The sequence below is a fragment of the Lysinibacillus sp. NPDC093216 genome (genome assembly GCF_050280325.1).
GTDB lineage: Bacteria > Bacillota > Bacilli > Bacillales_A > Planococcaceae > Lysinibacillus.
The window spans coordinates 215,191-240,715 of record NZ_JBNNVB010000004.1; the positions used below are offsets into that span (position 1 = coordinate 215,191).

32 protein-coding genes and 1 tRNA gene are annotated in these 25,525 nt (G+C 36.8%); 10 read left to right on the plus strand and 23 right to left on the minus strand.

What is annotated here, in order from left to right:
- The first annotated feature begins 4 nt into the window (after positions 1–4).
- A complete protein-coding gene (locus ACQKOG_RS07190; protein ID WP_427445782.1) occupies positions 5–481 on the plus strand; it encodes a DUF1641 domain-containing protein in 477 nt (158 codons plus the stop codon).
- 16 nt (positions 482–497) lie between these two features.
- Positions 498–1,544, plus strand: a complete 1,047-nt coding sequence (locus ACQKOG_RS07195; protein ID WP_370075505.1) for an Mrp/NBP35 family ATP-binding protein — start codon at positions 498–500, stop codon at positions 1,542–1,544.
- 182 nt (positions 1,545–1,726) lie between these two features.
- Here the strand turns inward: ACQKOG_RS07195 and ACQKOG_RS07200 are convergent, their stop codons facing one another.
- The gene (locus tag ACQKOG_RS07200) at positions 1,727–2,014 is read right to left on the minus strand and encodes a hypothetical protein (protein ID WP_370075507.1); all 288 of its coding nucleotides are present in this window, start codon (positions 2,012–2,014) and stop codon (positions 1,727–1,729) included.
- A gap of 381 nt (positions 2,015–2,395) precedes the next feature.
- Between ACQKOG_RS07200 and ACQKOG_RS07205 the strand changes: the two genes are divergently transcribed.
- Complete coding sequence (locus tag ACQKOG_RS07205; protein ID WP_370075509.1) at positions 2,396–3,340, plus strand: tetratricopeptide repeat protein; 945 nt, start codon at positions 2,396–2,398, stop codon at positions 3,338–3,340.
- 486 nt (positions 3,341–3,826) lie between these two features.
- Here ACQKOG_RS07205 and ACQKOG_RS07210 read toward each other — a convergent pair whose 3' ends face one another.
- The 5 genes from ACQKOG_RS07210 to ACQKOG_RS07230 form a co-directional block, all read right to left on the minus strand.
- Positions 3,827–4,027, minus strand: coding sequence for a hypothetical protein (locus ACQKOG_RS07210; protein ID WP_370075511.1), 201 nt, complete (start codon positions 4,025–4,027; stop codon positions 3,827–3,829).
- Between the two features lie 325 nt (positions 4,028–4,352).
- The gene (locus ACQKOG_RS07215) at positions 4,353–5,228 is read right to left on the minus strand and encodes an alpha/beta fold hydrolase (RefSeq protein WP_402874018.1); all 876 of its coding nucleotides are present in this window, start codon (positions 5,226–5,228) and stop codon (positions 4,353–4,355) included.
- A gap of 318 nt (positions 5,229–5,546) precedes the next feature.
- Complete coding sequence (locus ACQKOG_RS07220) at positions 5,547–6,893, minus strand: lysozyme inhibitor LprI family protein (RefSeq protein ID WP_402874021.1); 1,347 nt, start codon at positions 6,891–6,893, stop codon at positions 5,547–5,549.
- Positions 6,894–7,599: 706 nt separating this feature from the next.
- Positions 7,600–7,857 carry a helix-turn-helix domain-containing protein gene (locus ACQKOG_RS07225; protein ID WP_402874024.1) on the minus strand — a complete coding sequence of 86 codons (258 nt, stop codon included), beginning with the start codon at positions 7,855–7,857 and terminating at the stop codon, positions 7,600–7,602.
- 34 nt (positions 7,858–7,891) lie between these two features.
- The gene (locus tag ACQKOG_RS07230; protein WP_402874027.1) at positions 7,892–8,086 is read right to left on the minus strand and encodes a hypothetical protein; all 195 of its coding nucleotides are present in this window, start codon (positions 8,084–8,086) and stop codon (positions 7,892–7,894) included.
- Positions 8,087–8,254: 168 nt separating this feature from the next.
- Between ACQKOG_RS07230 and ACQKOG_RS07235 the strand changes: the two genes are divergently transcribed.
- The 4 genes from ACQKOG_RS07235 (at position 8,255) to ACQKOG_RS07250 (ending at position 10,393) form a co-directional block, all read left to right on the plus strand.
- Positions 8,255–8,467: a helix-turn-helix transcriptional regulator gene (locus ACQKOG_RS07235; protein ID WP_024364944.1), complete on the plus strand. Its 213-nt coding sequence runs from the start codon at positions 8,255–8,257 to the stop codon at positions 8,465–8,467.
- Between the two features lie 89 nt (positions 8,468–8,556).
- Positions 8,557–9,156: a hypothetical protein gene (locus tag ACQKOG_RS07240; protein ID WP_427445787.1), complete on the plus strand. Its 600-nt coding sequence runs from the start codon at positions 8,557–8,559 to the stop codon at positions 9,154–9,156.
- Positions 9,157–9,410: 254 nt separating this feature from the next.
- Entirely contained in the window at positions 9,411–10,016 is a 606-nt protein-coding gene (locus ACQKOG_RS07245; protein WP_370075521.1) for a DUF4879 domain-containing protein, read from the plus strand.
- 35 nt (positions 10,017–10,051) lie between these two features.
- Positions 10,052–10,393 (plus strand): hypothetical protein, encoded by a 342-nt coding sequence (locus tag ACQKOG_RS07250; RefSeq protein ID WP_053592712.1) that lies wholly within the window; start codon positions 10,052–10,054, stop codon positions 10,391–10,393.
- 441 nt (positions 10,394–10,834) lie between these two features.
- Here ACQKOG_RS07250 and ACQKOG_RS07255 read toward each other — a convergent pair whose 3' ends face one another.
- Together ACQKOG_RS07255 and ACQKOG_RS07260 are read right to left on the minus strand one after the other, a co-directional pair.
- On the minus strand, positions 10,835–11,056 hold the full coding sequence (locus ACQKOG_RS07255; RefSeq protein WP_370075523.1) for a hypothetical protein: 222 nt from the start codon (positions 11,054–11,056) through the stop codon (positions 10,835–10,837).
- 279 nt (positions 11,057–11,335) lie between these two features.
- On the minus strand, positions 11,336–11,518 hold the full coding sequence (locus ACQKOG_RS07260) for a hypothetical protein (RefSeq protein WP_370075525.1): 183 nt from the start codon (positions 11,516–11,518) through the stop codon (positions 11,336–11,338).
- A gap of 298 nt (positions 11,519–11,816) precedes the next feature.
- On the opposite strand from ACQKOG_RS07260, the gene ACQKOG_RS07265 reads away from it, so the two are divergent.
- Positions 11,817–12,245: a hypothetical protein gene (locus ACQKOG_RS07265; protein WP_370075527.1), complete on the plus strand. Its 429-nt coding sequence runs from the start codon at positions 11,817–11,819 to the stop codon at positions 12,243–12,245.
- 390 nt (positions 12,246–12,635) lie between these two features.
- Here ACQKOG_RS07265 and ACQKOG_RS07270 read toward each other — a convergent pair whose 3' ends face one another.
- Positions 12,636–13,109, minus strand: coding sequence for a hypothetical protein (locus tag ACQKOG_RS07270; RefSeq protein ID WP_427445791.1), 474 nt, complete (start codon positions 13,107–13,109; stop codon positions 12,636–12,638).
- Positions 13,110–13,259: 150 nt separating this feature from the next.
- Here ACQKOG_RS07270 and ACQKOG_RS07275 point away from each other — a divergent pair, with 150 nt between their 5' ends.
- Positions 13,260–13,475: a helix-turn-helix domain-containing protein gene (locus ACQKOG_RS07275; RefSeq protein ID WP_370075532.1), complete on the plus strand. Its 216-nt coding sequence runs from the start codon at positions 13,260–13,262 to the stop codon at positions 13,473–13,475.
- Between the two features lie 24 nt (positions 13,476–13,499).
- Here ACQKOG_RS07275 and ACQKOG_RS07280 read toward each other — a convergent pair whose 3' ends face one another.
- The 3 genes from ACQKOG_RS07280 to ACQKOG_RS07290 all read right to left on the minus strand — a co-directional run bounded on the left by ACQKOG_RS07280 (position 13,500) and on the right by ACQKOG_RS07290 (position 15,735).
- Entirely contained in the window at positions 13,500–13,859 is a 360-nt protein-coding gene (locus tag ACQKOG_RS07280) for a hypothetical protein (RefSeq protein WP_427445793.1), read from the minus strand.
- Between the two features lie 687 nt (positions 13,860–14,546).
- Positions 14,547–15,539, minus strand: a complete 993-nt coding sequence (locus ACQKOG_RS07285; RefSeq protein WP_427445795.1) for a tyrosine-type recombinase/integrase — start codon at positions 15,537–15,539, stop codon at positions 14,547–14,549.
- Between the two features lie 122 nt (positions 15,540–15,661).
- Positions 15,662–15,735, minus strand: a tRNA-Arg gene (locus ACQKOG_RS07290).
- Positions 15,736–15,936: 201 nt separating this feature from the next.
- Between ACQKOG_RS07290 and ACQKOG_RS07295 the strand changes: the two genes are divergently transcribed.
- Positions 15,937–16,683, plus strand: coding sequence for a glucose 1-dehydrogenase (locus ACQKOG_RS07295; protein WP_427445797.1), 747 nt, complete (start codon positions 15,937–15,939; stop codon positions 16,681–16,683).
- 43 nt (positions 16,684–16,726) lie between these two features.
- Here the strand turns inward: ACQKOG_RS07295 and ACQKOG_RS07300 are convergent, their stop codons facing one another.
- The 11 genes from ACQKOG_RS07300 to sdhB all read right to left on the minus strand — a co-directional run bounded on the left by ACQKOG_RS07300 (position 16,727) and on the right by sdhB (position 25,523).
- A complete protein-coding gene (locus tag ACQKOG_RS07300) occupies positions 16,727–17,428 on the minus strand; it encodes a YqjF family protein (protein ID WP_370075540.1) in 702 nt (233 codons plus the stop codon).
- Between the two features lie 61 nt (positions 17,429–17,489).
- Positions 17,490–17,663, minus strand: a complete 174-nt coding sequence (locus tag ACQKOG_RS07305; protein ID WP_370075542.1) for a DUF2639 domain-containing protein — start codon at positions 17,661–17,663, stop codon at positions 17,490–17,492.
- Positions 17,664–18,299: 636 nt separating this feature from the next.
- Positions 18,300–19,760: a protein adenylyltransferase SelO gene (locus ACQKOG_RS07310; RefSeq protein ID WP_427445800.1), complete on the minus strand. Its 1,461-nt coding sequence runs from the start codon at positions 19,758–19,760 to the stop codon at positions 18,300–18,302.
- A 145-nt stretch (positions 19,761–19,905) separates the two neighbouring features.
- Positions 19,906–20,409 carry a metallophosphoesterase gene (locus ACQKOG_RS07315; protein WP_370075546.1) on the minus strand — a complete coding sequence of 168 codons (504 nt, stop codon included), beginning with the start codon at positions 20,407–20,409 and terminating at the stop codon, positions 19,906–19,908.
- 12 nt (positions 20,410–20,421) lie between these two features.
- Positions 20,422–21,015 carry an XTP/dITP diphosphatase gene (locus tag ACQKOG_RS07320; RefSeq protein WP_402868467.1) on the minus strand — a complete coding sequence of 198 codons (594 nt, stop codon included), beginning with the start codon at positions 21,013–21,015 and terminating at the stop codon, positions 20,422–20,424.
- A 1-nt stretch (position 21,016) separates the two neighbouring features.
- Positions 21,017–21,766: a ribonuclease PH gene (gene rph, locus ACQKOG_RS07325; protein WP_370075550.1), complete on the minus strand. Its 750-nt coding sequence runs from the start codon at positions 21,764–21,766 to the stop codon at positions 21,017–21,019.
- 133 nt (positions 21,767–21,899) lie between these two features.
- Positions 21,900–22,697, minus strand: coding sequence for a glutamate racemase (racE, locus tag ACQKOG_RS07330; protein WP_370075552.1), 798 nt, complete (start codon positions 22,695–22,697; stop codon positions 21,900–21,902).
- Positions 22,698–22,707: 10 nt separating this feature from the next.
- Entirely contained in the window at positions 22,708–23,160 is a 453-nt protein-coding gene (locus ACQKOG_RS07335) for a MarR family winged helix-turn-helix transcriptional regulator (RefSeq protein ID WP_323653188.1), read from the minus strand.
- A 75-nt stretch (positions 23,161–23,235) separates the two neighbouring features.
- Positions 23,236–23,457 carry a helix-turn-helix domain-containing protein gene (locus ACQKOG_RS07340; RefSeq protein ID WP_004226437.1) on the minus strand — a complete coding sequence of 74 codons (222 nt, stop codon included), beginning with the start codon at positions 23,455–23,457 and terminating at the stop codon, positions 23,236–23,238.
- A 427-nt stretch (positions 23,458–23,884) separates the two neighbouring features.
- Positions 23,885–24,343, minus strand: coding sequence for an acyl-CoA thioesterase (locus ACQKOG_RS07345; RefSeq protein WP_370075554.1), 459 nt, complete (start codon positions 24,341–24,343; stop codon positions 23,885–23,887).
- A 400-nt stretch (positions 24,344–24,743) separates the two neighbouring features.
- Positions 24,744–25,523, minus strand: coding sequence for a succinate dehydrogenase iron-sulfur subunit (gene sdhB / locus ACQKOG_RS07350; protein ID WP_370075556.1), 780 nt, complete (start codon positions 25,521–25,523; stop codon positions 24,744–24,746).
- Positions 25,524–25,525 lie beyond the last annotated feature (2 nt).

The window sequence follows — 25,525 nt, forward strand, 5'->3', positions numbered from 1 at the left end:
TTTCATGGCTGCACCAATTACGACAATTCAAAAAACGCAAGTAACAGAAGAGCAACTAAAAGAAGAAAAGTTAGAGAATTTAAAGCAACTTCTTTCTGAGAATGAAGAAATGGTGAATCAGGTCTTTACGATCATGGCAGAATTAAATGATATTGGAGCGCTAGAGGCAGCTACGAAACTACTTGAAGCAAAAGAGGATGTTGCACATATCGCTCTTGGTCAATTAACGCGTAAGCCTGTGACGAATATCATCAACAACTTAATGGGTGTTGCAGGAGCATTAACCGAATTGAATCCAGAAACAACAACAAAGCTTATTGAAGGCTTAAATACCGGCTTAGATGAAGCGAACAAAGCCGTTGAATCGGATGAAAAAGTTAGCGCCTTTAAGTTATTCAAAATGTTAAACGATCCTGATGTCAATCGTGCTGTAAACTTTGGCGTTCACTTCTTAAAAGGGCTTGGCAAAGGCCTAAAATAGGAAGGTGGTTTCTAATATGCTAACGAACGAACACATTTTAAAAACTTTGCAGAAAATCGATGATCCAGAGCTTCATAAAAGCATCGTTGACTTGAATATGGTACGCAATATTCAAGTCAACGGTACGGATATCTCACTTGATATTATCTTGACTATTCAAGGATGTCCTCTGAAAGCCAAAATCCAACAAGATGTTGAAGAAGCGTTGAAAGCAATCGGCGCATCAAATGTCTCCATTACATTTGGTTCTATGACAGATGACGAACGTCGTAGTTTAACAGCTTCTTTAAAATCAGAAAAAGTTACGGATAAAGGTATGCCTAAAATGCTTCTACCCGATTCTGGTGTCAAATTTATAGCAGTTACTAGTGGTAAAGGTGGCGTCGGTAAATCTACCGTGACGATTAACTTAGCAGTAGCTCTTGCCCGTCTTGGAAAACGTGTAGGTATTTTAGATGCCGACATATATGGATTCAGTATTCCTGCCATGATGAAGATTCAACAAAAGCCAACAATGATAGACCAAACAGCTATTCCAGTAATAAGTCATGGTGTAAAAATCATGTCGATGGGCTTTTTCACAAACGAAAACCAACCTGTCATGTGGCGTGGCCCAATGCTCAACAAATGGATTCGTAATTTCCTTGTTAATACACATTGGGATGAATTAGATTATCTCCTTATAGATTTACCACCTGGTACAGGAGATGTAGCCATTGATATGGCAGCAATGATTCCACAAGCACAAGAAATTATTGTAACAACACCACACCTTGCAGCTTCTCATGTTGCTTCTCGTGCGGGTCTGATGGCTCAACATACGAACCACACGATTCTTGGTGTTGTTGAAAACATGGCTTACTTTGAAAATTCAAATGGTGAAAAGAACTATCTATTCGGTCAAGGTGGCGCAGAAAAATTAGCAGATGAGCTTCAGACAAGTATCATCGCTCAAATTCCATTTGCGCAACCTGAGGAAAATACAGGTTCTTCCGTTTATGACGAAGACTCCATTATCGGTGAGGTATTTACCCACCTTGCAGAAGATATGATGTATCAATAAAGTGAAACTTTCATCAGTGGGCGGGTTTCTTCATCCCCCTACTTACCCATCAGGCTTTTGCAGGCAGTTAATCTCTCGCCTAAGAGCATGATAAAACACAAAAATCCTTGTCTCGTTTAACACGAGACAAGGATTTTTTAATGGAGCCATGTTCAAATTTGAAACACTCCCCTATATGTAATTCAATAACCAGCCTTTTTTAAAACCTGCATAAAATAAAAACGGTACGTATTTGTAACAAAAGAATCCAAAGGCAGCCCAACATTTAATTGATACTTTGTAAAAATAAAATAAAAACGCTTATCCCATTTTAACCGTAATAATTCCCCAGCATCTTCACCGTATTTCTCCGTAAATTCCTCAATTAAAGGTTCAATCATATAGTAGCAATAGTCTTTTAAGTTTGCGAGGGCCTCTATATCTTTCTCCTTTTGAAAACGTGTAATCCAATCTTCTAGTTGTTCATTCATGTTAAAATCCATCTCTCTTTTTTGAGTTTCTTCCTATTATATTATAACTCTTTTTATAGGTTTTCGCTTCTTTCGTTTCTTAGATATTTTGTTTTGGGTTGATAAAATAATGAGCTTTAAATCTATTCAACATTTGAGATGCTCACCTAATGAATAATAACTTGTTGATTAGATTGTATCCCCTTTTTCTGTAAAAAAACTTTTCATCATTGGGTTGGGAGTCCGAAAACTCATGAATGTTTTATTGTTATGTCAAAAAGTCAAATAGATTTTTGAATATCAAAATAGCTAATAATATGAAGTGTTAATAAGGATTTTTTTACTACGAAAGTTGAGTTATAATAAAAAGGTTATAGGTCTTTTAATAAAAGGAGTAATTACATGGCTGGAAAACAAATTAACCCAATATTAATTCAAGCATTAACAAATCAAGAAATCACTGAAATCCCATCATCCCCTACGTTCAAGTATTTAGGCGGGACATATGTAAAGTCAGTCGTCGATAATTTTAAAAAAGTAATGACTCAGCATGAAAAAAATGAAATCATGATGACTTGCAAAAGCTGTAACAAATCAGGCAAATATAATATTGGAACCATGTTCATCAAAGTTCCTACAAATAACCAAAATATACAGAAACCAGAACAACAGTACACTGGGTATTTCCGTTGTAAGCATTGCAATACTGCTGGACAGTGGGAAGAGTCGTCAGAGCTATATATGTTTAGCATTGCAGCTCTATTGGCACCCGATAACGAAAATAACTCTGTTCAATTTGGTGAAATGCAACTTTTTGATGGCACTTCACCAAAATATGCTACAGATGGAGAAGAACATCTCTTACATTTAATTTCCTCTTCACCAAGCAACGCTTTATTATGGAATAAACTAGGTAATTTATACATTACTGGTGCGAGACCTGAACTTGCAATAGCAGCTTTTGAAAAATCTATTGCTATCGATCCAAATCAAATAGAGTCACACCTGTCTATTGCCAATATTCTTAAAGACATTAAGGATTATCAACATACTATTCATCATTTGCATCAGATGATGTTATCCGCAGAGCATTATGAGCATCTTAATGCAAATCGTTTAAGAGAATTATTAGCGTACGGAATTTGCACAAGTTTCATCACTTCGGTTGAATCAAAACAGAAATATTCACCGCTTCCTACAAAAGAGCAAGTAATGTCAGCTGATAGAGAAATTAATCTAGCTACTGAAGAACTCCTTCAAGGTATTGAATTATATTCTGATGACGTAACTTCATTTTATCCGCTCGCCGAAGCATTTATGGGAAAACGAGCTCAAGAGTTAAATTAGAAGATACTATTAATTATACTAAAAGTTCCAGCTGGGGCTTTGCCGCTGACGCGCAGAGCAAAGCTTCCCGGAGACGTTCGATGAGCCGCTTGTCTTTCCATTTTCTATCCTTGTCAAACGTATTCTTAAAAAAGGTAAAGCGCCTCATTCCCTTCCTGTTTCCATTCGTTGTAGGAAAAATAAAAGTAACTCATTTTATCTCCCTGCCATACCGATAACGCAATAACAGAACTTAGTATGGCTGCAGGTGGGAATCAAAAATGTACATGGTTAAACGAGCGTTTTTGTACATACTAATAAGCGCATTTATACTCAATCAATCCTGTTGCTCCAGAAGTGGTTAACTTGCTAGTTTTGTTCCAGGTAACTTTTCAATAATGCTTAATTCAACCAATTTTGAAACTAAAGGGATTAAATTTATGAAACAGCTCAATCATTAATGTAATAAATTCTTTTAACTAGTGGATGTTAAAAATAGACATTCAGTTAATTTATGAGCCTTTGGTTATATTCAATCCACTTTTCCATTTCTCTCTCTACAGCTCGATTTTGCCATTCAAACCAAATACCTGAACACTCACTACAGTGACTATCTACTCCACTTTTTTTATGCATATCTTTACGTGTAAATACAGTTTTTTTACGACAGCTGTAGCAGTAAATTTCTAACTCTTTATCAAATTCCATAACGATCAACTCCAACATTTTTACACATATTTCTTTCCCTTTTTTATATAAATTATTCTAATTTACAAAAAAACATCACGGATGGTAGTGAGAACTTCAAAATTTATTAACCCAATAGAGGTTAAGTGCTATAAAATACATTTTTTCGGAAGTTGATCTAATCACATTAAGAATGAACAAGATGAAAAAAAGTGCCTCAAATCCTTGAAACAAAGGATTTAAAGCACTTTTCAGTTGATTCTAACTTGGCTCTTTTTGATCCTCACGAAGAGGTCTTCTTATGATTTATTAAAGCTAATCATTAACTTAATCCTGCATACAGTAGTCAGTCGCGACCTGCTTCATAAAACTTCTGCGCCACCATTGCCGGCCTTGTACGCGTGTCCGTAAAGTGGTCACCGTCGCCTACAATCAGGCGGAACTGCCCGAGCCGACTGGACATATTCGGATGCCAGCCGTAATTCTCTCCTCGTGGTAATGCGTTGTCTTGGTAGAAATAGACATAGCTTTTGGGCGTAGGTAGCGAGTAGAACGTTTTAAGATCCAGTTTCTCAAAAAGCGGCTTAGCCGGTTCTGGCGTAACGCTTTCATACATCCGTTTAGCTTCCTCTAAAGTGGCCGTATTAACGAACGAATCCCGAAACAGGGAAAACGGCATAAAAATCGTATCGTCCTTCGAACTGGCTCTGAGCTGTTCAAAACCTTGTATCATTTGGGGCGAGAATTCGTCAGCAACTGATTCTCCGTCTTTCAGTACGAACGCGTCCCAGAAGACAAGTCGCTTTATGCGATCCGGAACCTGTTCCGCAACCTTTTGAATGACTGATCCTCCGAAACTGTGCCCGACGAGAACAAAGTTACGTAGATTCCATTTTGTTATAAAATCAACGACGGACTGCGTGATCATCGCATGCGTGACATTTTTATTCGGATCTTCGCCATGACCTGCGTATTCAGGTGTATAGACGTCATGCCCTCGACTGCGCAACTCTGCAGCTACTCCATCCCAGAAGTGAGCATCAGCCCAAGCACCATGCACAAGCACGAAAGTAAGCCGTTGCTGTGAGGGTAAATGGTGTCTTTCATCAAATTCAATGGCACTATTGCTCCAAGGAGACCATCCATCAGAATAAGGTGGGTAATAAAAACTGTTGGGCATAGACCTATAATCGGGATAGGGAAGTTGAGGATAAGGAAACATGAGCAAGCACCCTTTCAATTCGACATATATTATCAGCTTATGCCCAGTGTATTTGAGAGGTTCCCACAGTCAAATCTTCTAAATGTTGTACAGCTACGTTCATGGCAGCAATCCTTTCCTCGAGATTGCTTTAGGTTCCACTCTGGATGCTTTATAATGTTTTCACTCGAGTTTTCTAAACAATCTATAAAAGAGCTTCCCCATAATTTATGGGAAAGCCTTTAGATTACTCCATGCTGGCGCACTAAAATAAGAGAACAAATCTTTTCACTATTTTTTTATAGAGTAGATTATTTAATTTGATAATATGAAATTTAATTAGCGCGTTAAGGTATATTCTCGTGTTCCATCAAACGATGTAAGACCATCACCGTTAACAGTACGCGTTAGCATAATTTTATTATCTTTTAATTGTATCGTTCCGCTACCAGGGGCATCTGCATAACCGTCATGAAATGAAAATTCTGCATATCCCTGATTGTTCAATGATACAGTTACGGAATAGTCATCAATTTGACGGCTTTTCTGAGTGTATTCAAAAACATTAACAATATACTGATTATCTTTTATACTAAAATTTAAAGACATACCACCATTTTCTACAACATTACTATTACTCTTCCATTCTCCTACGTACTTATCAAAGTTGGTTGTAACTATTGGTGCTTGCTTGGTAGATGTTCGCTCTTCATTTTTTGACAAATAAAGCTTCACAAACTCATAGGAACGAGCTCTCGTGTATTCTACAAGCTTACTTGCTTTATCTATACTTTCCATCGCCCCACCTTCATTTTCTAGACCTGCCTCTTCTACTGCTAAATCTCTCTCTTTAATCCATTTCCGTTGAACCAAGCGGAGTTCATTAAATTCTTCAGTCGGGATGCTCATTTTAATATCCCCATAAAGCTCATTTAACAAATTATCCCACGCAATATATTTTTGATTTAACTCTTCTAAAATATCCGATGTGACTCCTGAATTACCCTTTGTATATGTTGCTACTAGGTTCTCAACATTAATTAATTTTTGCTTGTATGGATTAGTGGTTTCAATAGCTTGTACTTCTTCTGGGACTGTCTTTTCTTCTACTGATTTTTCTACTATCTTATTTCCACGTATATAATCATGTAACTTCCATGCACCATCTTCGTACATTAATTCGCTAATGTCTTCTCGTACGAAGTCGGATATAACATCATCAATATCTGCTATTACCTGTATATGATTGATCCCTTTTGTTTTTACTTCAATTTTAGTATATAGTGGTGCGCCCGGTAGGAATGTATTTTCACATCCGTAACATAGTCCGTATATAGTCGTTTTTAATTTACCTTCAACAAACTGTTTTGTAACATATTGACGTAGAGTTGGGGTCATCTCCTTATAAATTTCTTCGTTCATACCAATCCTAGCGACATCATACTTTGCATCCATTTCCCCAGATATTTCAAAAATAGATTTTGTAATCACAGCTAGTAAAGTTTTTATTTCTTCTACAGTTGGTTCCACAATTGCTTCTTTTTCTATTGTGGTTTTCTCCTTAGTTGGTGCTTCTTCTTTTATATTTTCTTTTGAATCACTGGAAAATACAAATGCAATTCCTATACAAGTAATCACAAATATAACACTACCAGCAAAAATCCAATATTTATTAATGTTCATCATTTTATCTCTCCTATTTAACACGATAAAACAACATTCTATTAAAGAATTACGGTAAAGGGCCACTTTTAATAAGGTGAATATTTCAGTTAAATAGAAGGAGAACTATCTAGTTTGCGCTGAAAGAAACTCCTATTGGGTAAACTCCATGATCAAAAATCCACCCTAAATCTTCTGAAATAATGCTCATTTCCCTCGAGAATATTAGTTATAATCTTCTAATCTCGTCTTTTATAGATTCCATTTCTCTTCTAGTTGATTTTAAATTATATATCATTTCTTTATTTTGATTTAGAAACTCTTCGTTTTGTAATAATATAGTACATTCATTTAAATTTAGGGCTGAGCCCTTTCTTAAATACTTTATGTTTTTTTGTATGATATGTAGTATTTATCCAACTCCCTTTTTTATAGCTTTGTAAGTAACCCATTACTAGGTTTTTTTCAAACTTTTAAAATACTCCCAACTTAATCGTTTTAAAAAAAACTTCAATTTACCTATTACGATAACTACTCCAATTACCAAAAATAAAAACTTTGTAAAGTCACTTATATATCCGTTTATCGTTTCAATTTTTATAGTTGCAGCATGTTCTGCGTAAAATTCACTTCTTTTTTCTACCAAGTTACAATTTAAGTAGGATAAAACCACCATTCTTCTCCAACCAAATACTTAAAATAATACTATAAATAACAAAAAAACACTATATTAAAACACAATCCTAATAAATTTTGAAATAGCTCGGTAAACTGTCTTTGTGTTGATCTCCATTGATGCAGCGATGGTATTCGCTTTTAAGTGACAAACTCCTGGATACTCTAATGAATGAGAAGCTAACTTGAAAACGATAGCTCGTTCTGATTCTGTTAGGTCATAGTAATGTACAGTCATGTGGTCCTCCACACTCTTATCCATATCTGCTATTGTGTCGAATGTTGTGTATTGTGCTAGATATTCAAATGCCACCGTTTTCACCTCACTCTCTTGGTCCTTGTACCAATTATTTAAACTTTTCTTCTACAGCTGCTAATCCTTCGTTTACGATACCCAATAGTTTAGTTGCAAACTCGACAACTTCACTGGATTCGCCGTACTTGATAGTTCCTTTCAAGTAACCTTTTACGGTAGATAATACGAGTGTTTGCTCTAATAAATAGTTAGAACGTTCTTGCTCGAGTTTGAAATAATTGTTCAAATCCCCTTCATAATTAATTAGTTATATTTTTTCCTTATTTAATTAAATATATATCCAATAGGTTATAATAGCGAGTATTTTTCATAACTTTTTGGATATATTTATTTCAAATATGGATTGATTCATATATAATTAGAGGCATGAGTATAACTGATAGGAGGGAAAGCAATGAATGAAATGGGTGAAAAAATTCGTATTGCACTTATTAAAAGAGGCATGACATTGACGCAACTTGCTGAAAAGCTTGAAGTATCTCAACCCAACTTATCGAAGAAGTTAAAACGAAATAATTTTAATGAAGAAGAACTACGAAAGATCGCTGAATTGTTGGATATGAAGTTTGAGGCGCATTTTGTAATGGAAGACGGTACGAAGATTTAAAACAGATAACTAAATAAGGTTGTCTGTTTTTTATATGTACTTTTTACTCAAAATTACCTAGAATGGTAATATAGAGGGAGGAATTACAAATGAAAAAATTATTCTACATAGGAGCCATGTCTGTATTATTACTTTCTGCTTGTGGCGTAGATAAAGCTGAAGATACTGATAGTGCTCAGGAAGAATCAGCTAAAGCGAAAGAGAAAGAGGCTGAACAAGCTAAAAAAGAAGATAAAGCTAAATCAAAAGAAGAAAAGAAAAATGCTAATAACAATGACGATCTTGCCGATAAAGCAAAAAAAATCATAACAGATAAACTTGGTAAAAAGAATAATCAAAAGAAGGATACTGTCAAGAGCTATGCTGTTACTAATGAAGATAACGGCAAAGGATTTATTATTGAATTAAATGCCAACGAAAACTTTTCAGTAAATATGACTAAAAAAGGCATGTGGATGGATTCGAAAAAAATTCTTGAGCCACTTAGTAAAATGAATAATTTCGAAAAAATTATCGTGCATTGGTATTACCCACTTGTTGATACTTACGGAAATGAAAAAGATGTATTAGTAATGTCATTCGACATCGACAAAACTACTTTAAATAAAATTAAATGGGATAATTTCTTAACTGATAATGTTCCGAATGTAGTTAATAATTACTTTGAGCATCCAGCTTTGAAAAATTAGTCACTCAAATGAGTGGCTTTTTTCTTTCGATATAGAAATCATTTGATTTATATTTCACATGATTTAAAAGTAATTCTACAACCTGTGTTTCATCAAATATAGTTTCATGTTTTCCAACTTAAATACTACCATTTAATAGAACAGTGAAATGTTAAATTTATTAATTAATACAAATTAAGGAAATTTATTAACATATTTACATTTGAACCGATAATATCCTTGTAACACAAAAAAATCAAAAAGGAGATGTACATATGAAAAAATATTTACTAGCTGTTGGAATTTTAACAAGTGGGTTGTTGGGACTAAATACAGCTGAAGCTTCAGAAATAGAAAAAGATACGATTGAAGCAGATCCATTAATTGAAAAGCTAAAAACAGAACACCCTGATTGGACTATTACACAGGTAACTTCAGATGAGGCTGCTAAAGTTAAAGAAGAATTAAAAAATAGTCCAGTTCTAAGAGGTCCAGCAGCACCATTAACAGCTCTTTATATTGACAAAGTAGTATCTCAAGTTGGAACAATCAATGAACGTACTGAGAATATTGGCTTGCAGCAAACTTCTCATGCAGTTTCAGGCACTGTTTCTGTAGCAGTTATGGAAGTTGGTTATGGAAATGACAATCAATGGTTAGATGATGAGCGTATTACTTATCAAAATCGTGATTATAAAATTAATGTAGCTAATATAGATACAAATAATGACAGAATTATAGATGCGTTTTATCATACAGTAACTTTTAATTCAGACTTAAAAATCTCAAGTGGAACTTCTGCATTATATAAGTTTAATTCTACTTCACAAAATTACCCTTGGAACACCATTGAAAGAACTATAAATATTCCACATTTATAATTCAAGAATCCATGGAAGAGAGGTGTATTTTTAAAATGGTTTCTATGGAAGATTTGAGTATAAGGTTAACTATCCTTCAAGGAGCTTACGGATATAAAGGTTTTACTGAACAAGTTGGCGAGAATATGTATAAAACTGATTTGAAAGCTTTTCAAGAAACAATAGAAAATGCAAAAGAACCTATTGATGCTAGTAAAGTTTCAAAGTTATCATCTGATCAAATTAAAGTGTTACAAGGTGCCCCAAGTGGTAGTTGGTTAGTTCCTTTATTGAATAGAATGGGACAATTAGGGATGATTGATTTGCGAGAGGGTCTAGTAAACCCTAAATTATTCCAATATACTTCGACAATAAATGCTTATAAACGATCGATTTAAGACATTTTAACGGAAACACAAAAACCCAGGACTCAAAATTAATTGAGTACCTGGGCATTTTGTTCAAAATACGATTTTTTTAGAACTTATGTAGCTCTATAAAGAAGATTGTTTGCATTTTCTGTAGCAAAAACAGATTACAGTGTTGTGTCACAGTTAATAAACAACAACTTCAAAAGATATATACATACCATTTGTGTAATGTTTATGAACGACAGCTGTTCCACTTTTATATCGTTATAAGTGTTTATCAACAGATATCATTTTTGCGATTAGCAAAAATAGAAGTATGAGCGTTAGCGAATGCTTCGTAAAGAACTCTACGGCTCATTTCATTCGCCTATCGCTGCCAGCAAACTGTCATCGATGATAAGCACTTTTTATATACCTCTCTTTAAGGACGACACCTCATAAACGTTGATATGGTGCGGTTTATGACGGTCAATAAGCACTTTTTATTTCGGATAAGTGTTGCGGTTGTGGTCGTCGTGAACTTCGGGCGAGAATTTCATCGATAAGATGTGATCTTTCAAATATAAAGACGAGTTTGCCCTGCCTATGTCGACTTGGCTCCATTTTGATTAAGGCTTGTCCAGCATCGATGATTTTCTGTGCTACTTGGCGAGAATGGATTACGATAAATTTTTCGTTTTTCGCTTGCATTGTTGTTCAACCTCCTGTATAATGACATTATAAAATGAAATATGATAATATAGGTTTAGTCTACACAAAAAAACAGACGCACCAACTTTTATCATATCGTCAGCACTTGCGGAATGTAAAGTGCTTTTTTGCATTTTTTTAAACTTTTTTCCTTCTATTACATATACCCGCACTCGATTAACATTTCGGACATGATTTCGCAAACTTTCATCTACTATATATTGCACACTAAAACGTCCTATTTCGGGACAACTTTTAGGAAAAATTTATTCCTCCTAATTAAATTGCGTTCATCATTAATTCCATTTCGGACACTGCATAAATAACGTTCTGCACCGTTAAGGCGTCTCCCATGAATACGTAAAGAGCGCCTTGACCTTCGCTGTAATATGCGTCAGTTTTACGTCCAGTCTGCTCGAGTATCTTCCGTTGAATATTTACAATGTCCGCTGCGATATTCATTCCGTTCAATCCTCCTTATAATTCCATTTGATTTAGCGTCGAAGCGCTTTTGATGATAATTACACCAACTTATGATTTAAAACCGTTTTTAGCCACGGCTATAAAGGCGAAATGAAGGCGCTAAACTCCTCTACTATCTGTACCCGAACAACACCCCGTTTTCGGACCTCTTTAATAATATTTAATGGAATAATAATCCTGTTTACCTTGATAAGAATAAAACGATAAAATATGTTGTGCAAACTTTAAATTTGCTACAAGGAAATATTCAAACAGTTATACATAGGAAGTGAAGAATTTGTATTATACAGTACTCTTAGTAGGATTGTTACTTACTCTCTTGCACGGTATATTATTAATTATTTTGTATCAAGACAAAGAATTGATATCTTTTGAAGGATTTAAGGCTCTTTTTGTTTTTTTAATAGGTGTTTTATTTTTAGTGGTGACCACACCAAGTCTAAAATCTATTATTCAAAAAGATTATGACGTTATTAGTGGAGATTGTACGATCGAGGTTAATTCAGCCGGACGCCGTGCATCAGCAACTTTTAATATGATAGATACTGATGAACAATATTACTTTAACGAAATCCCTGAACTGGATGCTTACGGTAAGTCAATTCCTTACTATTGTAAGATTGCCGTTACAAAAGACCATAAGCTTGAAATTGGTTATGAAATTTATGATGTAAAATCACGAAAATTAATATTAAAAAATGACTAGAGACGAATGCAAACGTCTCTAGTTTTTTTGGTCAATGTTGGCGCTACGATTATGTTACTAGATACTTGTTGGCGCAAGCTCTAGCGAATATTTGCCGGTCCTGTTGGCGCAGGATCAGCGTTATATATGACTCTACTAGTTGGCGCTAGTTGAGCGTTTAACTTTTCATATATTAATCGTTACACATATAAACAAAGCTATTGCGATAGAAAACGCTGTTGTACCGTAATACCATACTCTAAGTTCACCGTCTTCGCCTTCTTCACCGAAAAAATATGCGTCTACCTGCTTCGCTGTATCTACGGCTGCTTTCCGTTAGCAACTTAATGTACGCCTTCTTATATTCACGCTCAAACGACTGTGACGACGGTTTACGCGCAACTCCTTGTTTCATGCTGGAATACCCCCAATCACCAACTCCTGACCATCAACTATCAAGGCACGATAAAAGTCTGAACAAACTACATGCATATGATCGAAAATTGGAATTGTTTTAAGTGCTGTATTTGATAAACGCATTACAATCGTTCTCCATGCGCCGTTCTCTGTAGATACAGCCTCGTAATTATTTAAGTAATCACTACTATCTGCGATAACAATCTCCGTAGCTTGATCAGCTACTTTTTTCGTATACTCTGCTATTAAACGCTTGCACTTACGAATAGTGTCGTCGATCATTTCTTGTACGTATAACGGAACTGGTGTCGTAGGGACTGTATAATCCCACCGACAGTTACGTCGCTTCACAAACACTTGATAAGACGTTGAGAGTACACCTTCTTTTTCAAACGCCACAATTTGATACTCCACTGACCAAACTTCGTTGTCTGTTAACCATTTGCCTTCGTTTAACGTCGTAAACACTTTACATTCCGCCTTCCGTAGTGTCATTTTTGCACACTGTAGCGTGCTTTGTAGTTAATATAATATACACTACAGTGTGCATTATCAACATTAAATTGAAGTTATATACACTACAGTGTAATATGAAATTAAAAAGGATTGTGACTACATATGATTAAAGTACATTTATCTCGTTTATTAGGTGAGAAAAGAATGAAGATTTCTGAATTAGCGAAAGAAACTGGTTTACATAGAAATGGTCTTTCACGTTTGTATAACGAGGAAACTGATGGAATAAAGTTCGATACATTAGAGAAGGTTTGTAAAGCTTTAAATTGTGAAATTAGCGATCTCATTGAAATAGTAGACGAAGAAAAAGCGCTCTAGCATCATAGCTAGGCGCTTTCTTTATTATAGTGAGTTTTCTATTAATTGAATCATTTCCGCGTGATGCTTATCTAGTTTCTCATTAAATTCTTCCAAGAATATATCAAATGGTTTGTTAAATTCAGACGTAAAATACTCAACTACACAATCTTTTGTACAAAATTCCATTGCATGGTACTCCATAAATTCCATTGCATCCATATGAGGATCAACAATATAGAACCAAGCTTTATTACCTTCTGAATCAAATTTTACTAACGTACTGCAATTTTTACAACGCCTTGCTTTTTTGTTTACTTGTTTTAGTTCAACTATTTCATCGATTGTTACTTTTTCTACATGTTCTTTTTTATATTCTTCTACTGATTTATATCCCAAAAACATATTAATCCCCCCCTTACATTTATTATACAAATTTATATATTATTTCAAATGAATATTTTGTAATTCACACTTGACATATTTTCGTAGATTCTCAATCATGAAGCCGAGATAAGGAAAACGGCTTGGCGCAGATTTCGGTTGCCTACGTTAGAGACTCAAAAAAAGAATCAACTAACATAGACAGCCGATTCCATGAATCCTCAATTAAGGTATCCGTATTGTATGCCCTTGTTTAATCGTGATCCTTTCGAATCGATACATCTACTAATCTACTTCCGCCCCCGATAGTTACACTGGATTATGATTTGTCATAAAATACGTTATGTGATGTATCCTGCGTGACCGTAGCCACTCAGACCTTCCACTCCTAGCCGTTTAATTGGTCGCTAACACCATTCACACTCAAAGCGAAACAAGGAACACCCTATAATGAGTGCTAGTCGCTTTTGTGCAACGGTACGACGAACCTTTCCAGTATCTTTAACGTCTGTTAGTGGGCTACCAAGACGGAACGAACCTATTTTTGACAATAGGAAAGCAGACCTTTGCATTTTACGTTTTTTCCGAGTAAAATGAAGGCATATAATCGCTCATATTCAGTTATGGGTGAAACACTTATGCTGGCCGGCATATTAGTGTTAATCGTATTAAGTTAAGGTCTAGCGTTGGAGCGCTAGGCTTTTTCTTTTATCTAAATTCACGTAGCTTGTCCGCTACTTCTTCCGGATCAAGATGTAAATAACGCGCAGTTACAGCAAAGTCACTATGACCTAACGCCTTAGAAACTAACGCTAAATCTCCGTTACTACGTTTATAAATATCTTTCGCAAACCCTCTGCGTAATGCGTGCGGATTAATATTTTCGATACCATATTTTCGCTTATAGTAATTCAATCGTTTAGCAATCGCATTAGACTTAGGCGACTCGTCATTAACGATGCCTTTACCTTGATGCGTTAGAAATACGAACTTATTCTCTAATCCCTTTTCTTCACGTATAATCATATTCTGATCGAACAAAACTTCGAATATTTTCTGCAACCGCATATCAAACGGCAATAGTATAACTTTCCGATTCTTTAAGAGTGCGCCATCAATACGGAGTAAACGATTCTCTAAATCCACATGGCGTTCTTCCAATGCTGATAATGTCGCAAGTCGGATTCCTGTTTGATACATCGTTAATATCGCAGCTGCATCCCTCAACTCGATAAAATTAGATAGGTCAAGTTGACGTAGAACGTTAAATACATCATCTTCCGTTGCACCAACTTTAATAGGCTCGTCTACGCGAATGTTGATATTTCGCCAAAACATATCGTTAAGCCAACCATTGTTAAAACACTTTCCGAGAAAAGCGCAGAAACACTTCAAACGAACGCGCTTTGTCGTATCCTTTTCTTTCATTTGCCCTAACCATTCGTATATGGCATCGGCATCTATAGCAAGCAAGTATTCAACGTCTGTCTTACGAACAAAATCATTTACGTACGTTTCATAATCGTGAATTGTACGCTCACGCAATCCGCTCGCTCGCATCTGTTTTACGATAATCTCTAACGCTTTTTCGATAGATAGCGCTGACTTCGGATTAACAACGATCGGGTTCTTGCTATCCTCCACGCTGAATATTCCGTTTAAATCCGTACCTACATTTAAGCCGTTTCTTTTTTTAGACAACGCAAAAAACCTCCTAACGTTTAGTTAGAAGGCGTTTCAATTTCCGCAGTTAGACCGCTTCATTGACCGCTATAAAACTACGCTAGAAGGTTGATTTGACGCGGTTTATACCGCAATAATGACGTCCCAGGAGGGATTCGAACCCCCGACCGACGGCTTAGAAGGCCGTTGCTCTATCCTGCTGAGCTACTGAGACATGATGTTATTTTTTTATGTAGTCCATATCAAGGACAATATTTATTATATGTGCTTTATATCATAATGTCAACATTAATTTTACTATGAAGGCAAGGTTTGCCTCATATTAATATTATATGATTTCTTGTACCCCATTATGCCCTCCTCATCTCTACTTTTCCTAAAATAATAAAAAGCAAAAAAACTGGAGGAAGCTATTATGTTTAAAGATTTAGTAGTCGTCGTAACTGGCGGTGCACAAGGGATTGGCAAAGGCATTGCGCTTGCGTATGCACGAAATGGTGCCAATGTTGTAATTGCTGATGTAAATAAAGTGTTAGGTCAGCAATTAGAAAAAGATTTACTTGAGCAAGGTTATTCTGTTCTTTTTGCTCAAACTGATGTTACGAAAGAACAGGACATCGTTTCTTTAATGCAAAAAGCGGTTGATCATTTTAGTACTATTCATATTTTAATTAATAATGCGGGGAAATTTCACCATAAATCTTTTTATGACGTAACATTAAATGAATGGAATGTTATGATTCAAACTAATCTGACGAGTGTCTTTTTGTGTTCGAGAGAGGCTGCAAAAGTTATGCGAGCTAATAACAATGGTGGCTCAATCGTTTCTATAGCCTCTACACGTGCTGAGATGTCTGAGCCCCACACCGAAGCCTATGCAGCAACAAAAGGCGGTATCGTTGCATTTACACATGCTTTAGCGCGTTCTTTAGGTCCAGATCATATTACGGTTAATTGTATTTCACCTGGTTGGATTGAAACAGGTGATTATAAACAGCTCCGTATGATTGATCACGAGCAGCATTTATCGGGGCGTGTAGGCGTACCTGAAGACATTGCACAGGCTTGCTTATATTTAACTAGCCCCACAAATAATTTCGTCACAGGCATTAATCTAACTGTTGATGGTGGGATGACAAAGAAAATGATGTATGAAGAATAAGTCAAACTACTACTAATCAACAAACAAAAGCAAACCAGATTCACTAAGCATTTTTGAATCCGGTTTCTATTTTTGGTGAATAAATTCTAGCTTGCTTACTCTTCGAATAATGAGCAATCGGTTGAATGCCTTGGACAGATTCCCTCACAAATGGAGCTAGTGTGTTGCTCTCAATGTTGATATGGACTCGTTGTAGCTGCCATGGCATATGATCTATATCTATGCGAAATAGGGAATTCTTCCACTTTGACCAAGAATGATAACGTTCTACTAACCATTTATCAAAGGTAGAACTACTTGTTTCACTGGCAATCGGTTGATATGAAATTTCCAACCTTTCATCGAGTGCACCTTGATATAAACTTGTAAAAGAGAAATTGTTCCCTATTTGTTTTAAAGCTATTTTTGAATGGCGATATGATAAACTGCCCTTTGTAGCTATTTGTACAATAAAACGATTCGTAACATCTAAGTTAAAGAAATAGATACCCTTCATGCCGTTATATGTAACATATGTCCGCACATTAAGCTGCAAATGAGTACCTACTCCTGGGAATGGTGGTAGAAATCTCAGTCGTTGTCCTTTTACTTTAAAAAGGACAGCACTAAGCCAAGCGTTATTTTCATAGAGATCCAGCTGCAACTCTTGCGGAATGTACTGTTCTAAATCCTTAGGTGATACTGGCCAATGTAGAAACAACACATCTTGCCATATTTGCGTTAAAATCCACGGTTTACTCCACATAAAATAACTCCTTTCTGTAGTTAGATTCTTTCCTACAAAGGAGTTATTCAAACGAAAATGATTATTTTTGTTCTGAATCTAATGTTTCTGTTTCAACATATCGGTAATATAAGTTGCGCAGTTCGGATTCTTTATAACTGCCTAAATGACTTTTATATTGTGGATGCACCAAAATACCATGATCTCGAAGTTGCTTCACAAACCAACCTTTTGAATACTTATGCACTTTACACATTCCCTTCACTACTATTCATAACATAGCGTATGCTCAGGAATTTATGTAGTGACATTTTTTCAAAATAAAAAAACAAAATGGGTCAAGGTAATTTTGGTGAATGTTGTTGCTATTTAAATAAGGATGATTCCGTTCCAGGCCACTCGCTTTCATACATAAGATACATACTATGTGAGTTGGTTGATTGGAGTGGAGACTGGGCGACTCCTTGGGGATTAGCAAATTGAGGAACGAAGGCTAAAACCATCACGTCCTGTAATAACGCCTTCGTGACCAACATCATGTTGGCCCGAGACCCCGGAGCCAGCAAATAGAGGAACGAAGGCTAAGAGCATCACGTCCTGTGATAACGCCTTCGTGACCAACATCGTGTTGGCCCAAGCGGCTCATCGGACGCCCCCAGGAAGCTTTGCTCTGTGCGAAAGCAAAGCGACAGCAACAAATGTTTTCTGTAGCGAAAGCAAAGCGGCAGCTACAAATGTTTTCTGTAGCGAAAGCAAAGCGGCAGCTACAAATGTTTTCTGTAGCGAAAGCAAAGCGGCAGCTACAAAGCGCCCAGTCGGAACGGAAATCAACCCCTCTTTTTGCCAAGAGGCATACTTTATTTAATATGGCTCTATTCCCTCGTTTTTCAACTTATGTGCCACAAAACGTTCGATATGGTTGGTTAGATGGCGTTGGTAATGTCGCATATTCCTGCTGCTCCACACAATGTGCAAAAGGTTGAGCAAGCGCATCCAATAATCGCTCCATAACGCTATAGTCACCCTGCTCAACAGCAGCCTCTAATGCTTCTTCTACACGGTGATTTCGTGGAATAACTGCTGGATTATAATCGCGCATTAATTGTTGAGACATTTCTTTAGTTTCTTGCTGTCTTTCTATCCTTGCGAGCCAATTCTTATGCCATTCTTTAAATTCATTTGTATTAAATAACGGTGAGTCATCAAATTTATCGAAGGTTAATGCGATAAATGTATTCGTATAGTCAGCTTGATGTTGCTGCATTAACTTTAGAAGCTCTTCAATGAGTGCCCCGTCCTGATCTTCTTCGTTAAATATCCCAAGCTTTGCCCGCATACCTGTTAGCCAGTTTGCATAATACAGCTGAGGATATTGCTTTAAAGTCTCTTGAGCTAAGTGTATAGCCTCTTCCTGATTTTCATGGATTAACGGTATTAATGATTCTGCCAGTCGTGTTAAATTCCATCCACCGATATTAGGCTGGTTCCCGTAAGCATAACGTCCCTGTCGATCAATAGAGCTAAATACTGTCGCTGGATCATACGTATCCATGAAAGCACAAGGACCATAATCAATCGTCTCTCCACTAATGGTCATATTATCTGTGTTCATGACGCCATGAATAAAACCAACTAGCTGCCATTTTGCAATGAGAGATGCTTGTTTCTTGATAACTTCCTGTAGTAGTGTTAAATAACGATTTTTAGTTTCATCAGCATTAGGAAAGTGACGTTCCAAAGCATAATCCGCCAAAGCTTTTAGCTCATCCTCAGTTCCAAAGTTCGCTGCATATTGGAAAGTTCCTACTCGCAAATGACTGCTTGCAATACGGGTTAAAACTGCACCTGGAAGTTCTGTTTCACGGATGATCGATTCTCCAGTAGTCACGACAGCTAAACTTCGAGTAGTTGGAATACCAAGTGCATGCATGGCTTCACTAATAATATATTCACGTAGCATTGGACCAAGTGCTGCTCTACCATCTCCGCCACGGGAATAAGGAGTTCTTCCTGAGCCTTTTAATGCGATATCAAAGCGTTCATGAGCTGGTGTTAGTTGTTCCCCTAATAACAGTGCTCTTCCGTCTCCGAGCATATTAAAGTGACCAAATTGATGACCTGCATAAGCTTGTGCAATGGGCATGCCACCAGTTGGATTGTTGTTACCTACAAAAACCGCTACTGCTTCCTCGCTTTGCAAAGCATCGACGTTTAATCCAAGTGAATTGGCAACTGATTCATTTACCATTATTAACTTTGGTGAACGAACTGGATTTAAATTAATTAATGAATAAAAAATGCTTGGTAGGCGAGTATAGCTATTATCAAAATTCCATCCTATTGTATTTTCCATGTTTTCTCCTTCGTTACGTTTATCTTTATTTTTTCTACTTCGTCATAAACAATTCATAGCCATTTTTACCATTTTGTCTTACCAATCGGGCCGAGATAAAACAAAAAACGCTTAGAGTTTCTAAAACTTAAGCGTTTTTGTTACATCATTTTCGCATAAACTTGTGGCTGGAAATACAGCTATTATCATCCGTAAAGAACTTTACTTCAAAATACGTAGCTTCAACCTCTACAAGAGCAAAGCTTTTTTCTTTACGACCACGTGGTTTTAATAAGCTCCCAGGATTTAAAAATAACACATCATCAATCATTTCCGCCCCAAGAATATGAGAGTGACCAAAGCACGCAATTTGTGCATCTACCTCTTTGGCACGATATGATAACGATAAGATTGAAGTTTTAACATTGAATAAATGTCCATGTGCTACAAAGACTGTGACGTCCTCTAAACCGAATACTTCCTCATTAGGGAAGGCTTGATCGATGTCACAATTTCCGCGTACTTTCTTCATGCCATCCAATGCTTTATGAGAGAAAGGAAGCTCACTATCTCCACAATGAATGAAAGCATCAGCATTTGGGTAAAAGCTACGCACTTTTTCAATCACATTACTATCACCATGTGTATCACTCATGACCAGTATTTGCATGGATATCACCTCTTATTTTATAAGATTAGGTAATTGTTCCTTCAACTTACGAATAGCATTCCCACGGTGGGAAATTGCTCCTTTTTCATCGGCTGTTAGCTCTGCCATCATACGGTTTAAGCTTGGGACAAAGAAGACTGGATCGTAACCAAATCCGTTTGTACCACGTTTTTCGTGTGCAATGATACCTTCACAAGTACCAAAAACTGTTGTCGTTTCAAAATCAGGTCCTGCAATAGCGATGCAACAGCAGAAGCGTGCTGTACGCTTTTCATCTTCGACATTTTTTAGGTTTTCTAACAACTTAACCATGTTTGCTTCATCATCATGATCACCCGCATAGCGTGCAGAATAAACACCAGGTTCACCATTTAATGCATCCACAGCTAAGCCACTATCATCAGCAATAACAATTGTGTTTAGCTCTTTTGCCAATGCTTCTGCCTTTAAGATTGCATTTTCCTCAAAAGTAGTGCCTGTTTCTTCTATTTCCATCTCAGGGGCAACATCAAACATCGTTACTACTTCATAGCCAAGTGGACCAAATAACGCTTCGAAATCTTTTGCTTTTCCTTTATTTTTAGTTGCAATGACTACTTGTTTCATGTTATTCATTTCCTCCCACTTTGTTAGCCAATTCACCTAGTGTCTCTTTTTGAAGTGCAATCAATTGTTGAATGCCTGCTTCACCTAACGCCAGCAGTTCATTTAACTCTTCACGTGAAAAGGTTGCTTCTTCACCTGTCCCTTGAAGCTCAACAAAGCGTCCTGCACCTGTCATGACGATATTCATATCTACAGCAGCAGCAACATCTTCAACGTAGTTTAAGTCTAAAATTGCTCCGTGATCCTCTACAATACCAACACTTGTTGCAGCTAAATAGTCTGTGATTGGGAATTTTGCTAATTGTTTTTCTTCTACAAACTTAGCAATTGCTTGTGTCATCGCTACAAATGCTCCTGTAATTGAAGCTGTACGCGTCCCTCCATCTGCTTGAATCACGTCACAGTCAATCCACACCGTACGCTCACCAAGTGCTTCTAAATCAACGACCGCACGTAATGAACGACCGATTAATCGTTGAATCTCCATTGTGCGGCCATTGACTTTGCCGCGAGATGATTCACGTGCTGTACGCTGTGCTGTTGCACGAGGTAGCATCGAGTATTCTGCAGTAATCCACCCTTTGCCTTGTCCACGTAAAAATCCAGGAACCTTATCCTCAATCGTTGCTGTGCAAATTACTTTTGTATTGCCTACTTGAATTAACACTGAGCCTTCTGGGTGCAATAAATACTCACTATCTATTTTCACAGGACGCAGCGCATCTACATTTCTTCCATCAAATCTTGTCATAATTTTCGTTCCTCCTAAAATCTTTCGCGCACTCATCTTAACATAATTTTCACCTTCAAAAAAGTGCTCGGTCCCCTTATGTACAATGCTAAAAACGGCAAAAATCAGCCTAGCCCCTAGCTAAGCTGATTTTTTATTTTAATGTCATACGTTTTATACGGAGAGTACCTTGCTCAAGCCAGCTTTCAGCAATTGAACGGAAAATCGGTACTGAACCAGTTGCATAAAATTTATGGGCAGGCACAGCGTCTGGATCAGCCAAAGTGCCATTATATTCAAGCATTTCTTGAACATCCTTTGCTGTTTCCTCAGCAGAAGAAAGCACAAAAACTTCTTCTCCTACAACAGCTTCAATTTGTTTTTGCAGAATTGGATAGTGCGTGCATCCTAGTATGACCGTATCAAATTGTTCATTTTTCAACGGCTTTAAGCCTTCCGCAATTAAATTATTTGCAAATTCGCCTTTATATTCGCCACTTTCTACAAGTGGTACGAATGTTGGACAAGCAAGCGGAATAATATGAGTCGACGTATTCAGTGATAATAAGGCTTCCTCATACGCCCCGCTTTTAATTGTTCCTTCTGTTGCAAGCACAACGACTTCATGTCGCTTCGTTTTCTTTACAGCTGCACGTGCGCCAGCATTAATAACGCCTAGTACCGGAAAAGGCATATTTCTTTGTAAACTTTCGAGTGCTACTGCAGTCGCTGTATTACAAGCAATGACGAGCATTTTGATATTCATTTTTTCTAGTGCTTTTGCCATTTGCCAAGTGAAGTTTCGTACTTCCTGACGACTTCTTGGACCATACGGACATCTTGCTGTATCACCAATATAATAGATCGTTTCGTTTGGTAACAGCTTCATTATTTCTTTTGCTACGGTTAAACCGCCTACTCCTGAGTCAATAACGCCTATCGGGGCATTCATACTTTCCGCCTCAATCCTGTTTCATGTGTACATGTAGTTTTTCTAAATAGCTTGATAATTGCGCGACTTCTTGTTCATTAAAACCAACAAGTTTCTCTTGCAAATATTGCTGTCTTTTTTCAATAACCTCTTGAATAATACGTTCGCCCTTCTCGAGAAGATGAACAACAACGACACGACGATCATTTTCGTCACGCATTCGCTTGACTAATTCATTTTTCTCCATTCGGTCCACTAGATCTGTTGTTGTACTAAAAGCTAAGTATAATCGATTTGACAGGTCGCCAATTGTTATATCTCCAAGCTCTTCTAACCACTGTAATGCAACAAATTGTGGCGGCGTAATCGCATATTGTGAAACAATCTCTCTTCCTTTTTGCTTCACAATCGCCGCTATATAGCGTAATTCCTTTTCAACCGTTGCAACGGTTTCAGGTGAGTGCTTTGTTACTTCATCCGACATATAACTATTTCACTCCTAAAAATACGTTGAATAGTTCTATTTTGTCGTTTTTTTTCTGAAATAGCAAGTGTCCAATTAGTCTAATTTAAATTCTTCTAAGCGTAACAGCTCAATTAACGCCTGAGATCGATTCGTTACACCTAACTTTTGAATTGTATTGGAAATGTGATTTCGCACTGTTTTTTCACTAATACCAAGTTGCTCTGCAATATCCCTCGTTGTTTTTTCAGCTAATAAAAGCGCAAATATTTCACGTTCTCGGTTCGTTAAAAGAGAACGATGATGAGAGCCATTCATTTTCAGTTACACCCTCCTCCCCCGCACGTATTGTAACTTATGTTAAGGAATGAGGAGCGGTGACGGCTATTTTCATTAATATCTCGTGTTTCCTAAAAAAAATCGGAAATTACTTCCACCGATTAATGATTTTATGTAAAAATGGATCATCACCATAACAAGTGGTTGTTTTCCGTTCCGACTGGGCGCTTTCACGGGGCGTCTAATGAGCCGCTGATTCTCAAGGAGTCGCCCAGTCTTTACTTCAATCAACTTATATATATGGTGTCATCCACAACTTTTTGTAATGAGTCGTAAAAGTGCAATTTTAATCGTCGAAATCATTATTTATACTTATTTCCTCGAGAAAACTTTTTGCAATGTTGAAAAATATAACTCTCACTATTTTTGTCTATGGACAATTAACTTTCGTAATCCGTTTCCAATACTATAGGAACACCAAGCTTGCTAAGTGAGTTTTTTCTTCCTCAGATAGTGGTACACTCTTACCAGTTCGAGGGTTCATTTGCACTACCGTACCACGACCCGTAAAGCAAACTTCATCATGCTGGTTTTTCGCTAAGTAATGAATATCCAATGATGAGTTCCCTACTGTCGCTACCTTCGTATAAATTCTTAGCACATCATCAAAGAAAACTTGCTTCACGTAATCACACTGTAAGTCGGCTACAATCGGAATACCCTCTACATGTTCATCAATTGCTGATGGCATTAGAACACCTAAATGACGGAAATAATCGATTCGTGCTTGTTCAAAATATGTAAAGCTAACTGTATTGTTCATATGACCGTACATATCCGTTTCTGAAAAACGTACACGAACCTCAATAAAAAATGCAAAATCCTTTGTCCATTCCTGAAAATCTCCGATATAATTTGCTTTCATCTTAGCCATCCCCCTAATTTTTATTCGCTTCTTCCAAAACAACAAATGGAATTCGCAAGTCATAAATGAATATACATTCATTATAAAGGAAAACACTATATTATCATAGAAAATTCACATTTTTACTCGGTAAAACTCATTTTCTGTACACCCCAATGATACCTATCCTATTTTTGCGTAATTCGATCTTTTTATGCTGTAATGAAGACATCATATTTAGTTTATTACTCTTTCTTGAAAATGCCCCTATCTGAACTCCCTATAGTACGAAACTTTAATGGTGAGTAGGATCAATCAAGCATTTACGAGTTTTATTCTACAAAATTATTTAATATTTTTCATAGAAAAAAACTCCCTTACACATTTAGTGTAAGGGAGTTTGGGAGTAAAGCTTGTACTATTAGTCAACGTAGTGGTCAGAACCGAAGAAGTTACGGAACATTTGCACTGTAGTTGCACGGTTTAATGATGCGATAGATGTTGTTAAAGGAATACCTTTTGGACAAGCAGCTACACAGTTTTGTGAGTTACCGCAGTTTGCAAGGCCTCCATCACCCATGATTGCATTTAAACGTTCGTCTTTAATCATTGCACCAGTTGGGTGAGTGTTGAATAGACGTACTTGTGATAATGGTGCTGGTCCGATGAATGAAGCTTTTTCAGACACGTTTGGACACGCTTCCATACATACACCACAAGTCATACATTTAGATAATTCATAAGCCCATTGACGTTTACCTTCTGGCATACGTGGACCTTCACCTAAATCATAAGTACCATCAATTGGAACCCATGCTTTAACTTTTTTAAGTGCATTGAACATGCGTTCACGGTCAACTTGTAAGTCACGAATAACTGGGAAAGTTTTCATAGGCTCAAGTTTAATTGGCTCAGTCAATTGGTCAACAAGAGTTGAACAAGATTGACGTGGGCGGCCATTGATAACCATTGAACATGCACCACAAACTTCTTCAAGACAGTTCATATCCCATGCAACTGGTGTAGTTTTTTCACCATTTGACAAAACTGGATTCTTTTGAATTTCCATTAATACAGAAATGACGTTCATACCATGGCGATAAGGAACTTCGAATTTCTGCCAGTAGCCATTGCCACCTTTTGTATCTTGACGTAAAATTTCAACTTTTACCATTCTTCCAGTATTAGCTGCGATATTCATAA

What these genes read in the sequence shown, in the direction of transcription:
- ACQKOG_RS07190 (WP_427445782.1), top strand. Translation starts at nt 5, where the DNA reads ATGGCTGCACCAATTACGACAATTCAAAAAACGCAAGTAACAGAAGAG.
- sdhB (WP_370075556.1), bottom strand. Translation starts at nt 25,523, where the DNA reads ATGAATATCGCAGCTAATACTGGAAGAATGGTAAAAGTTGAAATTTTA.
- ACQKOG_RS07250 (WP_053592712.1), top strand. Translation starts at nt 10,052, where the DNA reads ATGGTTTCTATGGAAGATTTGAGTATAAGGTTAACTATCCTTCAAGGA.
- ACQKOG_RS07335 (WP_323653188.1), bottom strand. Translation starts at nt 23,160, where the DNA reads ATGTCGGATGAAGTAACAAAGCACTCACCTGAAACCGTTGCAACGGTT.
- ACQKOG_RS07235 (WP_024364944.1), top strand. Translation starts at nt 8,255, where the DNA reads ATGAATGAAATGGGTGAAAAAATTCGTATTGCACTTATTAAAAGAGGC.
- ACQKOG_RS07280 (WP_427445793.1), bottom strand. Translation starts at nt 13,859, where the DNA reads ATGTTTTTGGGATATAAATCAGTAGAAGAATATAAAAAAGAACATGTA.
- ACQKOG_RS07195 (WP_370075505.1), top strand. Translation starts at nt 498, where the DNA reads ATGCTAACGAACGAACACATTTTAAAAACTTTGCAGAAAATCGATGAT.
- ACQKOG_RS07300 (WP_370075540.1), bottom strand. Translation starts at nt 17,428, where the DNA reads ATGTGGAGTAAACCGTGGATTTTAACGCAAATATGGCAAGATGTGTTG.
- ACQKOG_RS07245 (WP_370075521.1), top strand. Translation starts at nt 9,411, where the DNA reads ATGAAAAAATATTTACTAGCTGTTGGAATTTTAACAAGTGGGTTGTTG.
- ACQKOG_RS07205 (WP_370075509.1), top strand. Translation starts at nt 2,396, where the DNA reads ATGGCTGGAAAACAAATTAACCCAATATTAATTCAAGCATTAACAAAT.
- ACQKOG_RS07305 (WP_370075542.1), bottom strand. Translation starts at nt 17,663, where the DNA reads ATGTGTAAAGTGCATAAGTATTCAAAAGGTTGGTTTGTGAAGCAACTT.
- ACQKOG_RS07320 (WP_402868467.1), bottom strand. Translation starts at nt 21,015, where the DNA reads ATGAAACAAGTAGTCATTGCAACTAAAAATAAAGGAAAAGCAAAAGAT.
- ACQKOG_RS07255 (WP_370075523.1), bottom strand. Translation starts at nt 11,056, where the DNA reads ATGCAAGCGAAAAACGAAAAATTTATCGTAATCCATTCTCGCCAAGTA.
- ACQKOG_RS07315 (WP_370075546.1), bottom strand. Translation starts at nt 20,409, where the DNA reads ATGCAAATACTGGTCATGAGTGATACACATGGTGATAGTAATGTGATT.
- ACQKOG_RS07220 (WP_402874021.1), bottom strand. Translation starts at nt 6,893, where the DNA reads ATGATGAACATTAATAAATATTGGATTTTTGCTGGTAGTGTTATATTT.
- ACQKOG_RS07310 (WP_427445800.1), bottom strand. Translation starts at nt 19,760, where the DNA reads ATGGAAAATACAATAGGATGGAATTTTGATAATAGCTATACTCGCCTA.
- ACQKOG_RS07340 (WP_004226437.1), bottom strand. Translation starts at nt 23,457, where the DNA reads ATGAATGGCTCTCATCATCGTTCTCTTTTAACGAACCGAGAACGTGAA.
- racE (WP_370075552.1), bottom strand. Translation starts at nt 22,697, where the DNA reads ATGAATGCCCCGATAGGCGTTATTGACTCAGGAGTAGGCGGTTTAACC.
- ACQKOG_RS07200 (WP_370075507.1), bottom strand. Translation starts at nt 2,014, where the DNA reads ATGAATGAACAACTAGAAGATTGGATTACACGTTTTCAAAAGGAGAAA.
- ACQKOG_RS07295 (WP_427445797.1), top strand. Translation starts at nt 15,937, where the DNA reads ATGTTTAAAGATTTAGTAGTCGTCGTAACTGGCGGTGCACAAGGGATT.
- ACQKOG_RS07240 (WP_427445787.1), top strand. Translation starts at nt 8,557, where the DNA reads ATGAAAAAATTATTCTACATAGGAGCCATGTCTGTATTATTACTTTCT.
- ACQKOG_RS07275 (WP_370075532.1), top strand. Translation starts at nt 13,260, where the DNA reads ATGATTAAAGTACATTTATCTCGTTTATTAGGTGAGAAAAGAATGAAG.
- ACQKOG_RS07260 (WP_370075525.1), bottom strand. Translation starts at nt 11,518, where the DNA reads ATGAATATCGCAGCGGACATTGTAAATATTCAACGGAAGATACTCGAG.
- ACQKOG_RS07345 (WP_370075554.1), bottom strand. Translation starts at nt 24,343, where the DNA reads ATGAAAGCAAATTATATCGGAGATTTTCAGGAATGGACAAAGGATTTT.
- ACQKOG_RS07210 (WP_370075511.1), bottom strand. Translation starts at nt 4,027, where the DNA reads ATGGAATTTGATAAAGAGTTAGAAATTTACTGCTACAGCTGTCGTAAA.
- rph (WP_370075550.1), bottom strand. Translation starts at nt 21,766, where the DNA reads ATGACAAGATTTGATGGAAGAAATGTAGATGCGCTGCGTCCTGTGAAA.
- ACQKOG_RS07215 (WP_402874018.1), bottom strand. Translation starts at nt 5,228, where the DNA reads ATGTTTCCTTATCCTCAACTTCCCTATCCCGATTATAGGTCTATGCCC.